A 512-nucleotide genomic window follows, 5' to 3' on the forward strand; every position below is an offset into this window, starting at 1 on the left:
GGTGTATCGGCGAGCTGGACCATCGGGACCAACGTCCTGAACGGCTTCGCCGGCAATCTCGTGCTCCAGGCCACGAACAACCTCACCGTGTCCGGCAACCTGGTGCCGCAGCTGAACCTGTCGCTGCAGGCCGGCAGTACCCTGACCGTGGCCACCGGCGGGTCGATCGTGGCGAATGGCGGTTCCKTCAACCTGACCGCGACGGATTTCATCTTCAACGGGCCCATCACCTCGTCGGGCGGGATCTTCCTGACCGCCAACGGCTTCGGCGCGACCGTCACACAGGACGCGGCCGGCATCCTCAGCGCCAGTTCCCTCAACATCAACGCTGGCGGCAGCTTCAACACCGTGAGCCTCGGCGCCGACAATGTGCTGAACACCTTCAACTCGCAGAACACCGACCTCGGCTCGGTATTCCTTCGCAACACCAGCGCGCTGCGCGTAACGGGAACGGTCGGCAACACCTCCAACTCCGCAGTCCGCTTCGACGTGGCGGGCGGCGACCTCACCAT

1 pseudogene is annotated in these 512 nt (G+C 65.0%); it reads left to right on the top strand.

The window, feature by feature from the left end:
- Positions 1–512 (top strand): annotated as a pseudogene (locus tag AC1DWF_RS38865) (hypothetical protein); the annotation flags it as partial.

Source organism: Aminobacter sp. P4_D5 (assembly GCF_056401815.1).